Below are 13,901 nucleotides of genomic sequence, written 5' to 3'. Positions count from 1 at the left end.
TTAGAAAACGGTACATTATCTAGAAAGACTGTATTAATCACTTCCTGTGATCAATAAATCATCCCTAACTACTATTAATAATGTTTCACTCGTGATAGCTTGTCCTTCTTCTACTTCTAGCAATTCCACATAGCCGCTAATTCCCACTTTAACTTCTACTTTCTGCTCATCCATGGTTTCAATTAAAGCTAATTTCTCCCACTCATAAACATAGGAACTTTCATGAATAAATAACTTTGCAACTCTGCCATAACAAGGACTGTACACGTTTTCTACTACTGTTTTCATCTTTTAAACCTCTCTTCCTTATTAAGTACGCTTGTAAAGCTTTTACCCCACCTCCAAATTGCTAGAACTCAATTATTATTTATGCAAGATATGTACCAACCTAATTTCTGACTTGGAATTAAGAGTTTGTACTGAAAAAATCTTCATTCTACGCAAAATCTTTCTTCTCTCTTAAATATTTTTAACCTTAAAAACGCAAATTTTTTTTGCATACTCGCAAAAATTTTATTAAAATTAAGAAAAATCAGTCTTCATAGGGTATAACAAGGAGAAGGTGAAACATGTATACAGAAGAAATCAATTTCAAAAAATTAGTTGAAATGAATACGTTATATGAAACTTTACTGAATGAAATTGATATTGGGATTCACATGATTAATGAAGAATGTAAAACGATTATCTATAATCGCAAAATGATGGAAATTGAATCGATGGATCGCAAAGAGGTACTATATAAAAATCTTTTAGACGTATTTGCATTTGAAGAAAATCAAAATAGTACTCTTATCGAGGCGTTAACAGTTGGAAAAGCGAGAAAAAATATAAAACAAACTTATTTTAATAATAAAGGACAAGAGATTACAACGATTCATGATACCTTTCCTATCGTGAAAAACGGGAAAATCAAGGGCGCTATTGAAATAGTAAAGGAGATTCCTCCATTAAAACAAACTAGTAGAGGAAACGCCATACGAGGGCATCATACGAAATTTACCTTCAATCATATAATTGGGAATTCTAGCGCCATTCAATCGGTTATTGCGGAAGCAAAAAGAGTAACACGTACCTCTTCCTCTGTACTAATCGTGGGAGAAACAGGAACTGGAAAAGAACTATTTGCACAAAGTATTCATCATGAAAGCCAGCGTGCTGGAAGGCCTTTTATCTCGCAAAATTGCGCTGCCATTCCTGAAACTTTAATGGAAAGCTTATTATTCGGTACAAATAAAGGAGCGTTTACAGGAGCAATCGATAAACCAGGTTTATTTGAGGAAGCACAAGGAGGCACTTTATTATTAGATGAAATTAACTCGTTAAGCCCAGCACTGCAAGCTAAATTGTTGCGTGCCATCCAAGATAAAACAATCCGAAGAATCGGCGGAACACAAGAAAAAGAAGTAGACGTTCGAATCATAGCTACAATTAACGAAGATCCTATTGAAGCGATCACGCACAATCGCTTACGAAAAGATCTATACTACAGATTAAGCGTCGTTACTTTATTTCTCCCGCCTTTAAGACAGCGTAAAGAAGACATCTTACCGCTTCTTCATCGTTTTATTGAAAAATATAACATGCAATTTGCTCTACAAGTGCAAGGTGTGGATAACAGCGTAATCGACTTTTTCTATAAACATGATTGGCCTGGGAATATACGCGAGTTAGAGCACATCATTGAAGGCTCTATGAACTTAATTGAAGACGAAGATGTAATTACAACCTCTCATCTTCCAACCCGTTTTTATGAGCTAACAAAAAATGAATTTCCTATTCACCCTCCCCTATCTAAGTGGGAAACAGATCAATCAAATCACACATCGAAAACTTTAAAAAACACAATAAAAGAAATGGAAAAAGAATATATCATTCAAATCCTTAACGAACATAAAGGGAATATCTCACAAGCAGCAAAATACTTAGGATTAAGTAGGCAAAATTTGCAATATCGTTTAAAAAAGTATGGGATCAACACGTAATATTAGGAGTTTATGTAAGCTTTTATTCTTATAGATAAGTAGTTCAGATAACGTGAAGAAACAACAAAAAATCGGGTCAGAAACCGTATTGGTTTTATACTCGATTTTTTGTTGTTATATAAGGATTAAATGCACAAATCACACTTCGATTACTAACATGACAATAGTTATTGCCAAACCGTATTTAGGGTACTATTTTAGTTATCATCCAAGAGGGTAAATAACAAATTAACAGGTAAATTATGGTATTATATTCACAGTTGCAAAATTAGTCTTTCACATTTCAGGAGGGAATAATGGGGATAAAATTACATTATTACTTTTATTGAACTAACAGAGGCGTTTGCGGAATATGGCTCATTGAAATGATCAAATTATATTTTATTAACGGACAAGATTATTGAACGAACTTTAATTTTACCATAGCAAACGGGGGGAAATAATTTGAAGGATATCGTTAAAGCTCAAATAATAGATTTAGAAAAAATTGTTGAAATAGACAGCGAGGTTATTGGAAATAAAAGCAGACAAACTTATATACAAAACGCCATCGAATTAGGATGTTGTATAGTTGCAATAGAAGAAAATTCTATTGTTGGATTTTTAATATACGATACTAACTTCTTTGATTGTGCGTTTATTTCACTAATCATAGTATCACCATCTAAGAGACGGAAAGGATATGCAAGTTACCTAATGGATTATATGGTGAATATATCACCGACTATGAAAATATTTTCTTCTACGAATCGTTCTAACTATGATATGCAGCAAGTTTTTGAATCAAATGGATTTGTACAGAGTGGAATAGTTGAAAACCTAGATGAAGGAGACCCCGAAATTATTTATTTTAAATCCAAATAATCGTTATTCCAGGAAAAATCTGTAATGGGGTAATTCGACATTAAAATTAAAGAGCTCAGAGCTTTTTTGCGCTGAGCTTTTTGGTGTGTTATTTAGGATTTCTCCATAATAACTGAATTACTTATTTAAGGAACGGCCTTTATTTCCACTTAAAAATCAACCTTCTCCAAATACAATCCACTTGCATCAGCAAGACAGTTGATTTGATTTCGTTGTTTTCCCTCTAAAATTTGTGGCATTGCTTCAGCGTCTAATTGACCTAATCCAACTTCTATTAACGCTCCAACAATCTTTCTCACCATATTGTGAAGAAAGCCGTTTCCACTTACTCTAATTTCGACGAATCCATCCTTTTCCGTTACATCTAATGAATAGATTTCACGAACCATAGATTTTTTCTTCGACTTCGCATTAGAGAAAGCTGTAAAATCATGCGAACCAATCAAATATTGAGCTGCTTTTTTCATACTTTCAATATTTAATTTTTTTCCAACGTGCATGCTGTACTTACGCATGAATGGATTCATATGTTCTTCATTCCAAATTTTATATAAATACGTTTTCGCTTTCGAATTGTAGCGAGCATGGAAGCGCTCCGCAACTAATTCCACATCAGTAATACTAATATCATTTGGTAAGTATTGATTTAAATTCTTTTTCACTTTATGTTCCGTCAAATTCTCATCAATCTTAAAGTTAGCTACTTGATTAAGAGCATGCACACCCGCGTCTGTTCTACTGCAACCGATGATTTCAATTTCTTTTCCTAGCATTTCAGATAGTACACTTTCTATTTTTCCTTGAATGGTATTTTCGCTATTACCGAGACGCTGCCAACCTTTATAGCGGCTGCCGTCATATTGGATTGTTAGTTTGTAGTTGTTCATTGTTTTCTCCTTGGTTTAACTCCTAATATTTTTTAAAGACACATCTTAATATTAATGATTTAAAGCTATTATCGTGGATATTTAAAACTTCCCCTGTATTTGTCAGCTATAAAACGTGACCTCTATTAATCAAAAAGCCATCTGATCTGACATATCAAACAGCTTGCTTCCCATTTCTGTTATCAAATCCTTTAACTCAAGATTGCTTATCCATTCCTTTGGTAGAGCAGCTATACCATAAGCTGCACCGAGTATGTTGCCACAAATTGCTCCTGTAGAATCACTATCACCATCATGATTGACTGACATAATGAGAGCCTCTTTAACAGCAGATGTCTTTAACGTGCAATACAAAGCAATAGCTAATGCTTCTTCTGCAATCCAACCTTCACCTAACTTTTGAATAGCTCGTTGGGGGTTTTCATTACCTTTTACAAGCTCTATGGCCTTTTCTATTGCACTTAAAGTTTCCTCACAGCCTTTATGTTTTTTAAGTACATCAATTGCAGTCATTGTACTTTCCATAATACTTTTTCCATTTATAAGTTCCGCAATAATAGCGGCAAGTGCTCCTGCTGCAAGATATCCTGTAGGATGCCCATGAGTGATTGCCGCAACTTCAGCTCCAATTCGAAATGCATATTTTGGTTCTCTATGAAGAAACAAACCTACTGGTGCAATACGCATTACTCCTCCACAGCCTTTACTATTATTGATTGGCTGTTCCACTGTTCCCATTTCCCCACTTCCAAGAGCCATTAAGCAACTATGTCCTGGTGCCCTTTTGGAGAACAATTCCTTATAATCTAAAATACTATTTCTTTCTTCATGTGGCTGTCGTTCCAGCCACAACTTATCATTATCAATCGGAATCCTTCCAGTCTGTGTATAGTACCAACGAAGATAGGATTGATGAATGCCGCTCCCTGCATAAGATCCAACGCCTCTCTCGCTACAACGCTGGTATGCCCATACCATTCCATCTGCTGTAAATATGGTCATCTGTGTATCATCGGATATAAGAGCTTTACCAGTTACTTTATCTAACTTTAATTCTGTTATTCCTTGCTCTCCAAATTTGGATTTAATTTTATCTAGTGTCATAAACTCCACAGTATAGCCAAGAGCATCCCCGATAGCACCACCGAGCAAGGAAGCTATAAAGAAATCCTTTATATTTCTCATAGTAACCCCTTTTCCCCTTTTGTCTTTCCGCATCCTAATTTTTTCCGTTAATAAAACAAAGTTTATAAACATTCTATAATGTTTTTCCTTACCTTCTTTCCATAGTAACACAAGGAAACCTCTCTAGTGTCTACCTCTACCGATGTATTATATTCTAGCACATAAAGACGATGCCTTTTACATATTAGTATGTACTAAAAACATAGCCATTAAGATCAAGCAAACTCAACTTGATAAAAAATTGACAGAGTATGAAAACGAGAATTACGCGTCAAGGAGTTAGATAATATCATTTCATTCACATACAGTAGTAATAAAACACAGGCTACTTTTCTAAATATCCCTAAAATTCGTACGCAATAAAAAAGAACTAATCCCCAAAGGCCCTATGCGCCTGTAGGATTAGTTCCTTTCCTTTAGAATCTTCTCCCCTTTTCACTTCAAATAAAAAGAATGAAAACACCGAAACTTCTCTTTACAAAAAAGAAAAAATTTATTTTAGTTACTCTAACAACCCTAACCATACACTCCACATAGATTTAGCTGTGATCATAGCATAGCTTTACCCTGTTCCATTTAATTTCACGAGACTTTAGAGTTAATCCCCAAAACTTAACCACAACTCCATCACCGAATCTAGTTCATGATTTAATTCAAGTTTCCTATCATATAGCTGATTAAGTTCCTCATACTCGATATGATCAGCAGCCATAGCTATATCTAGCTGTCTTATCTCCTCTTCAAGCCTTTCAATCTTTGCTAGTGCCTTAGCCTTTCCTGCCTCCTCCTTTATACCGTCAGAACCATTTCTTTGTTTCTTCACCTTCACGCTCTTTTTAACCGGCTCCTTCACATTCTGTAAGCTTAACTCCTCTTTTACACTTTTATAATAATCGTAATTTCCAAGATAGCTTTTACAGGAATGCTCCTCAATAACAATCACTCTTTCACCGAATTTATTAATAAAATATCTGTCGTGAGATATAAAAAATATTGTTCCTTTAAAGTCTTCCAGCGCTTCCTCAAGAGTTTCGATCGAATCAATATCAAGATGGTTTGTCGGCTCATCCAGTATTAATAAATTTACATCTTGATATAACAACATACCAAGTTTGAGTCTAATTTTCTCTCCCCCTGATAAATGTTTTACTTTTTTAAAGACGCTATTTTTATAAAACATGAATTTTGATAAATATTCCCGCGCTTTTCCTTCCAGTATCGAGATATCCTCCCTAAAGCACTCCAGCACCGTAAGCTCTTCATCTTTGAAAATAATTTTCTGTGGTAAATATGCCGCTATCACATTAGCACCTAATTCCACCACACCTTGATCCGGCTGCTCTTCCCCTAAAAGCATCTTTAAAAACGAGGTTTTCCCGCTGCCATTAGAGCCGATTAGCCCCACTCTTTCCCCGTAATGAACCATTACATCAGCATCCTTAAAAATTACTTTATCTCCATAGCTTTTAGAAAGCCCTACTGCTTTAATGGTTTCATTTCCGGATCTTTGCGCAGCTTTTACATGTAACTTCATATTTTGTCTCTCAAAAACCGGCTTTTCAATCCGCTCCATTTTATCGAGCTTTTTTTGTATACTAGCAGCTCTTCTAAAGAACTTATTATTATCAGCTCTCATAGCCCAATCTCTCAAATCTGTTACGGTCTTTTCCATGGAATTAATCTTTTTTTGCTGCTCTCTAAAATGCTCATATTGAATGCGTAAATTCTCTTCCTTTTGACTCACATAAGATGAATAGTTTCCCTTGTAGGTGATAGACTCCATATCCTCTATTTCTACAATTTTTGTGACTACATTGTCCAAAAAATATCGATCATGGGATACGATAATGACAACTCCCTTGTAGCTTTTCAAATAGCCTTCGAGCCATTCAATGGAATCCATATCTAAATGATTGGTCGGCTCATCAAGCAACAATATGTCTGGATCATGAATCAGCAGTTTCCCAAGTACAACGGTAGTTTTTTCACCACCGCTCAATAAATCAAAATCCTTGTTTAAAAAGCTTTCATCAAATTTCAGCCCCGTGCAAACCTTGCCTAATTTTTCTTCTATATCATATCCGCCCTTCACTTCATATAACTGAACTAAGTCACTGTACTTTTGCAGGGATTTTTCTAAAGCGACATCTTCTAACGTCTTCATTTGTTCTTCTAATACACGCATTTCTTTCTCTATACAATGAACTTCCTCAAAAGCCATGTTTAAAACATCAATAACCTTTAAGCCTTGTGGATACGAAGGCGTTTGCTCAAGATATGCACAAGTTGCCCCTCTCGGAAAATGAATAAGACCCTCATCATATCCATAGCTTGAGGTTTGTGGATAACCTGGATAGTAATGCATAGGCTCTATCCCTGCAATTAACTTCAGGATCGTACTCTTTCCGCTACCATTTGCGCCAACAATCCCAACCTTCTCTCCTGCATAAACCTCAAAACTTATATTTTTAAGAACAAGTGTAGCATCCATATATTTCTTAATACCGTTTAATGTTAATTCAAACATACAATTCCCTTCTTTCATCCATAATACAAGTTACGCATTTTATGGACAGGACAAAGAAGACCTTCAATACTATTTTATTTTTTAAATAAAAAGGCCGTAAGAAGATGATGTCTTCTTACAGCCTAAATAATCTGTGAATATAATTTATGTAACTATACAAGCAGAAAATAAGTATATCAAAAACACATTGTTATGCCTGTATATCTCGCCTCCTAAACAGAGGTGAAATATGTTATAAATTATAATCTCGATTTTAGTAAAGTAAGTTACCTTCTAAATTGCCTTGATCCCATAAAGAGCATAACCAAATAGACCTAACAAAATTAGGAAAATTAATACTCGTTATAAAATCCATATTAATTTTAAATTAAAATCAATATTAGCAATTAGTTGGCGTCATAACTTACTTTCCCCCTCCGAAATTTTCTTTATTATCTCACTTTTCAATATCTTTGTAAATACAATTAATGGAATCAACAGTGTACACACTCTCTCTTCTCGTTCACGGATGCCAGCCACGTTCCTGTAAAAACTTCTGAAGCTCTTCTTCAGACGGTACATTTTTCTCCCACTCTTCGCACTCCTTTAGAAACTCCTCAGTCTCATAGGCAACAGACTGCTCCTTCTTCCGAAACCGTACTGCTGCTTTCTCTACTTCACTAAGCTTCGTATATCCTCTCTCATGCCAGTCCCGTAAAATGCCCTTCACATAAGCCAGCGTATGCTTGTTGTTTTCATGGGCAATCTGGAGTGCTTTCCATACAAGTTCATCTGACAGGTCATTCATCCACGCATTCAGCTCCTCCTTTGTATACGGTGACAAGCCGCCAAAGTTTCGTTCATAAAACGTGAATACATCGCTATCCGAATCCGCTTCTCCATCCGCTTCACAGCTTTCAACGGCAGCTTGAGACTCTTGGGCAGGTATGCCAAAATACTCTAATAATAGAGGGATATTCATCTCTTCCTCCAAACATTTTTGAAGAAACATATGTATAAACTTTTTGCTTTTCACAGTCTTGAGCTCACGCAACACGCATTTCTCAATATTCGTGTTCGTAACTGGGTTATAGCGTAACCAATTTTGGATGTATAACTCCTTCGTTTCTGCATCATATAATATTTTCCCATAATCAATGAACCGCTGCAGCAGCTTCTCAACAGTTTCTCGGTTATAGCCTGTTTCCATCTCCGCTAAACGCTTCGGTAAGGAATAAATACCGCATTGCGTCGTTTTAGAACATGTCAGCAAGTATATGTAAAAATATCGCTCCTCCGGCGTTAACTCTAATACAAAATCGTCCTGCCAAAAATTCACCTGTACATTTCGGTATACTGCCATTTCTATTCCTCCCATCTTTCACGACACATATAAAATTGCCGCATCCTTAATAGATATAAGGACGAATGAGAAAATTTGGCACTTTGATTTTTTTAAAATGACTACTACGGTTTTATTTCTTTCGAGATGATTCTTGTAGTAGTAGTTTTTTATTTTGTTTTTGTAATGATTTATTACTTGTAAGGGGCTTTTGATGTGCTTGCAAGGGGTTTGTAAGGGGGCTATTCATTTCCTGCCTATAACAAAAATCCAAATTCGACCAATTTAACACAATAAAATCTAGTCAAAAATAATGAAAATTTAAGAATAATGAGGTACACTAATCAATGGTTTTAGTTTAAAATCAGTTGACGTTGATATATACGGAGGAATAGTTTATGAACAACAACACAATAAAGGAATCAGTTGAAGAAGTTGATAAAAAACGAGTCAACTCAAGCAATCGTTTTAAAAATTGGAAGTTTATCACAGCAGGTGGCGTCGTTATAATTGCACTCCTTGGGGGAATGAGTTATTATCAGGCAACTCGTTTCAATTCACAGGTTACGATTAATGACACAAAAGTCGGCGGTCTAACTGCTGATCAGACAATACAGAAATTAAAAACATCTGGATTAGAAAATAAAGTCTATGTCGGCCAACAACAAATTTTAGATGAAAAAGATACGCAGACGGAACTTACGAATGAGGATTTGCCTAAAGTTAAGAAACTATTAAAAAGCCAGTGGACATTTTTCCCTTCCTCAAAAGAAAAAAATTATTCACTGCTACCTGAAAAGGCGGATCAGTATCGAAGTGGAACGATGAAAAAACTTGTAGAAGAAAAGCTCATCTCTATGAATAAAAAATTAAAAGCACCTCAAGATGCTATGGCGAAGCTCGAACAGGGCAAAGTTGTTATCTCAAAAGGCGTTGACGGAAAACAGTATGATGTTGCTAGTCTATTGAAAGATTACGACAAGCAGAAGTATAAAAGTGAAATCCATTTGAAGCCTGTATACATACAGCCTATTAAAGAAAACGATCCGATTGTCAAAAAAGAAGAGAAGGCACTTCAGGACCTTCTTCAACAAACCATTGATTATAAGGTACAAAATGAAGTTTACTCTTTAAAAGCTAAAGATCTAATTCAAAACGCATCTATGTCAAAAGATATGAAAGTTACAATCGACGCGAGCGACATTAAGAAAAAGATTACTGAAATTAATAATGCTAAATCAACATTAAATAAAGACTTCACATTTAAAACCCATTCTGGTTCGGTCATATCAGTAAAAGGGCAAGGCTATGGCTGGGCAATACATGCTGAAAAAGAAGCAAAACGAATCCAAGAAGCTTTCGAAAAAGGGGAAAAATCACTTTCCGCTTCTAACATTTACGGAAATGGCTGGGAAAATGAAGGCATCGGTTATGAAACAACAGCGAATAATGGAATTGGAGACACGTATGCGGAAGTGTCTATTGCAGAACAACAAATTTGGATTTACAAAGATGGACAATTAGCAGTCACAACAAATGTAGTTACAGGTAAGCATAGCACGAGTGAAGATACATCACCGGGTGTATGGTATATCCTCTATAAACGATCACCGTACACACTCAAAGGTAGTGCAGTAGGTAAACCAGATTATTCCGTTAAGGTAGATTACTGGGCTCCGTTCACAAACGGTGGGCAAGGGTTCCACGATGCCAGCTGGCGGACAAACTGGGCAAATAATGCCTATTTAACTGGGGGTTCAGGCGGATGTGTCAACCTTCCTCCTAGTATTGCGAAAACTGTGTATGATAACCTCAGCACTCATGAACCGGTTGTCGTGTACTAACATATCAAGAATTTTCTTTATAAAAACAAAGAAGCAGGAAATCTTAAATGATTGTCTGCTTCTTTGTTTTTATTATTTATACCATTTACTTATGGTGCGGTTCAGCGTAATTCACTTATTTTTCTTTTTTAACAAGCCTAACAACATTCTCCACATGTGCCGTATGTGGGAACATATCCACTGGCTGTACATACTCCACGTCATAACTCTTCATTAACGTTTTCACATCACGCGCAAGTGATGATGGGTTACACGATACATATACAACCGTTTCCGGTTTAACTTTTAAAATTGTTTCGAGTAGTTTATCATCACAACCTGTGCGCGGCGGATCAACAACGATGACATCTGGACGCCAGCCTTCTTTTACCCATTTTGGTAGCCATTGTTCTGCTTTTCCAGCCTCGTATTTTGTATTTGTGAAGCCGTGACGCTTTGCATTTTTCTTCGCATCTTCAATCGCTTCTGGAATGACATCCATACCGCGTACTTCGGCTGCATCTTTTGCAAGCCACAGTCCAATTGTACCAACGCCGCAATACGCATCTACGATTTTTTCTGTCCCTGTTAAAGCAGCTGCCTTTTTCGCTTCGTTATATAACACAACTGTTTGTTCAGGATTTAACTGGAAGAATGCACGTGCAGATAATTCAAATGATAAATCACCAAGTGTTTCTTGGATCACTTCTTTTCCAGCTAAGCGGAATGTTTTATCACCGAAGATAACAGATGTTTTACGCCAGTTCACATTTTGCATAATCGATTTTACAGATGGCATTTGCTTTTGTACTTCTGCAATAAACTGTTCTTTATTTGGCAATTCTTCTTTTGTTGTAATTAATGTAACTTGCACTTCGCCTGTTTGAACGGCAGCACGCGTTACAATTGTCCGTACAAGACCTTTTTGTTTTCTTTCATTGTAAATAGAAATGTTCAGTTTTTCTAATATACGTCTGACAACTTTTGTTGCTTCGTTCGTTGCTTTATGTTGAATCATACAATGCGAGATATCAATTAAGCGATGTGAGTTTTGTTCGTATAATCCAGTGATGACCTTTTCATCTTTACGTCCGACTTGCAGTTGGCTTTTGTTACGATAATGCCATGGGTCTTCCATACCAAGCGTCTGACGAATCTTATCTTCCATACTGCCGTTCATATACTTCTCAAATGCTTGTACAACGATGTCACGTTTTTGATTTAATTGTTCTTTGTAATCTAAATGCTGAAGCTGACAACCGCCGCATTTATCGTACACAGCACACGGCGGCTTCACGCGATGTGGGGAAGCTTTACGAACTTTTTTCACTTTTGCTTCCGCAAAACCGCGCTGAATTTTCGTTGTTTCTGCAACAACTTCTTCTCCTGGTAATGCCCCTGGGATGAAGACAACTTGGCGCTTAAAGTAACCTACGCCCTCTCCGTTAATCCCAAGACGCTTTATTGTCACAGGAAACGTTTGACCAACTTCTAACTTACTCTCATGTTGTTTTTGTATCATTGTTACACCTCTACTCTATACTTTTCCATAAATATAATGATGCATAGCTGCAATATGGTTCACACTCTTGTTTCATTCGTTCTAAAAATACTTCATCTGGCTTTTGTTCTAATTGAAATAACTGTTGAAGCGCACGTTGAATCCCGATATCTGCTTTTGGAAACATATTTTGGCGTCCAAGAGCAAACAGTAAGAAGTTTTGTACAGTCCACGCTCCAATACCTCGTATTGGTAATAGCATTGCTGTAACCTCTTCGTCCGTTTTTCTCTCTAATTCTTCTAAGTTTAACTTTCCACCCACAATATGCTGTGCAAGTCCAATGATATATTCTGCTTTGCGCTGACTAAACTTTTGATTTCTCAATTCTTCTACTGTAATATTCGCTACTTGTTCAGGCGTCGGAAAAAAGAAAACTCCTTTTCTTTCTGTTCCATATGTTTTTACAAATTGTTCTGTAAGTGCTGTCGCAAATTTCAGGTGAACTTGTTGATGAATAATACAGCGAAGAAGACAAGCAAAATAATCGAACTCTAAAATAATTGGAGTATATGCAAATGTTTCAAAAAGCGGCCGTAACGATGTGTTTAAAAAATGATGCTGAATCACATGAAAAGGTTGATTCCATTGAAAAATAGAAGAAATACGCTTCATAATTTCATCTTGTTTATCGCTTTGGCTAGAAATCCAAAATTGCGGCGCTTCAGTTGTCCCCCTCCCTTGTACACGAACAATAATTTGTTCCCCATCTAGGATAAGTGGGACATGAATGGTTTTATCTTCTAAATGAATGATATTTAACGGGTCAAAAGATAAACGTTTTAATACTTCTTCAAAACGATATGGATAATCTAACGTAATTTGTTCGCTCCACATGCATTCCTCATCCTTTTTACACATCATTATAGCATGAGAAAACCGCAAGCATACATGCTTACGGTTGATTGCCTTTTACTAAATCATCTAAGCTTTTAAAATGATACCCCTTCTCGCGTAAATCATCAATGATTTTCGCAAGTGCTTCTGTGTTATCCTTCGAAACAGAGTGCAGCAAAATAATGGCCCCGGGGTGAACCATATTCATTACATTATTATGAGCATATTGCCATCCTCTTTGTTGATCTACTTTCCAATCGAGAAAAGCAAGCGACCAAAAGACATTATAGTAGCCCATATCTTTTGCAAGTGCTAATGTACGTTCACTAAAAATCCCTCGCGGAGGTCTTACATATCTTACTTCTTTTTGCCCTGTTATCTTTTTAATTTCATCTGTTACAACTTGCAATTCTTCACGAAGCTTTGCGTCGTTTACCGTTGTAAAATCTGGATGAGTCTGTGAATGGTTTCCAACAATATGCCCTTCATTTACCATTCGTTTTAATAAATCTTCCTGAGTTTTAATATAATGCCCTGTCACAAAAAAGGTTGCCGGTACCTTCTTTTCTTTTAACACATCGAGAATTTTTCCGGTAAAGCCATTTTCGTATCCATTATCAAACGTTAAATAAATATCTTTTTTCTTTGTATCGCCTAAATAAAATCCTCCATTTTTCTGCAATAGCTCTGTAAATTTTTGACCAGCATCCGGAGGAATTTCATTTTTCGCACGCGGAATTCCCCAATGATTTGGCGTATTCACATAAGCAAGCACAGAAGCCGGAACAAGTACCATCATAATTGAAAAGATAATACCAATGTATAACCAATTACGCTTCATTGTATAAGCTCCTTTTCTTATATAATCGTACTTGTAGTTTCTGTGTCTATAATTTTTTCATGCTGAACACGT

General features: G+C 36.1%; 11 protein-coding genes. 3 read left to right on the top strand and 8 right to left on the bottom strand.

Going from position 1 to position 13,901, the window contains the following annotated elements; genetic code table 11:
* Positions 1-33 precede the first annotated feature (33 nt).
* Positions 34-288, bottom strand: coding sequence for a hypothetical protein (locus PLX19_RS12525; RefSeq protein ID WP_272188964.1), 255 nt, complete (start codon positions 286-288; stop codon positions 34-36).
* Between the two features lie 281 nt (positions 289-569).
* Between PLX19_RS12525 and PLX19_RS12520 the strand changes: the two genes are divergently transcribed.
* Positions 570-1,985 (top strand): sigma-54 interaction domain-containing protein, encoded by a 1,416-nt coding sequence (locus PLX19_RS12520; RefSeq protein WP_272188963.1) that lies wholly within the window; start codon positions 570-572, stop codon positions 1,983-1,985.
* 444 nt (positions 1,986-2,429) lie between these two features.
* Positions 2,430-2,849 carry a GNAT family N-acetyltransferase gene (locus PLX19_RS12515; protein WP_272188961.1) on the top strand — a complete coding sequence of 140 codons (420 nt, stop codon included), beginning with the start codon at positions 2,430-2,432 and terminating at the stop codon, positions 2,847-2,849.
* A gap of 149 nt (positions 2,850-2,998) precedes the next feature.
* Here PLX19_RS12515 and truA read toward each other — a convergent pair whose 3' ends face one another.
* The 4 genes from truA to PLX19_RS12495 all read right to left on the bottom strand — a co-directional run bounded on the left by truA (position 2,999) and on the right by PLX19_RS12495 (position 8,790).
* Positions 2,999-3,736 (bottom strand): tRNA pseudouridine(38-40) synthase TruA, encoded by a 738-nt coding sequence (gene truA, locus PLX19_RS12510; RefSeq protein ID WP_272188960.1) that lies wholly within the window; start codon positions 3,734-3,736, stop codon positions 2,999-3,001.
* 129 nt (positions 3,737-3,865) lie between these two features.
* The gene (locus tag PLX19_RS12505; protein ID WP_272188959.1) at positions 3,866-4,921 is read right to left on the bottom strand and encodes an ADP-ribosylglycohydrolase family protein; all 1,056 of its coding nucleotides are present in this window, start codon (positions 4,919-4,921) and stop codon (positions 3,866-3,868) included.
* Between the two features lie 598 nt (positions 4,922-5,519).
* The gene (gene abc-f, locus PLX19_RS12500) at positions 5,520-7,448 is read right to left on the bottom strand and encodes a ribosomal protection-like ABC-F family protein (protein ID WP_272188958.1); all 1,929 of its coding nucleotides are present in this window, start codon (positions 7,446-7,448) and stop codon (positions 5,520-5,522) included.
* 502 nt (positions 7,449-7,950) lie between these two features.
* The gene (locus PLX19_RS12495; protein ID WP_272188957.1) at positions 7,951-8,790 is read right to left on the bottom strand and encodes a DnaD domain-containing protein; all 840 of its coding nucleotides are present in this window, start codon (positions 8,788-8,790) and stop codon (positions 7,951-7,953) included.
* A gap of 377 nt (positions 8,791-9,167) precedes the next feature.
* Between PLX19_RS12495 and PLX19_RS12490 the strand changes: the two genes are divergently transcribed.
* Positions 9,168-10,613, top strand: a complete 1,446-nt coding sequence (locus tag PLX19_RS12490; protein ID WP_272188956.1) for a L,D-transpeptidase family protein — start codon at positions 9,168-9,170, stop codon at positions 10,611-10,613.
* Positions 10,614-10,728: 115 nt separating this feature from the next.
* Here the strand turns inward: PLX19_RS12490 and rlmD are convergent, their stop codons facing one another.
* From rlmD to pdaA, 3 genes are read right to left on the bottom strand one after another with little or no spacing between them, the layout of a single operon-like run.
* Entirely contained in the window at positions 10,729-12,114 is a 1,386-nt protein-coding gene (gene rlmD, locus PLX19_RS12485; protein ID WP_272188955.1) for a 23S rRNA (uracil(1939)-C(5))-methyltransferase RlmD, read from the bottom strand.
* Between the two features lie 10 nt (positions 12,115-12,124).
* Complete coding sequence (locus PLX19_RS12480) at positions 12,125-12,988, bottom strand: DNA-3-methyladenine glycosylase family protein (RefSeq protein WP_272188954.1); 864 nt, start codon at positions 12,986-12,988, stop codon at positions 12,125-12,127.
* A gap of 58 nt (positions 12,989-13,046) precedes the next feature.
* Positions 13,047-13,829, bottom strand: a complete 783-nt coding sequence (gene pdaA, locus PLX19_RS12475; protein ID WP_272188953.1) for a delta-lactam-biosynthetic de-N-acetylase — start codon at positions 13,827-13,829, stop codon at positions 13,047-13,049.
* Positions 13,830-13,901 lie beyond the last annotated feature (72 nt).

This window comes from Bacillus sp. BP-3 (assembly GCF_028401955.1).
Classification (GTDB): Bacteria; Bacillota; Bacilli; order Bacillales; family Bacillaceae_G; genus Bacillus_A.
This window is presented reverse-complemented; position numbering and strand designations above follow the sequence as displayed.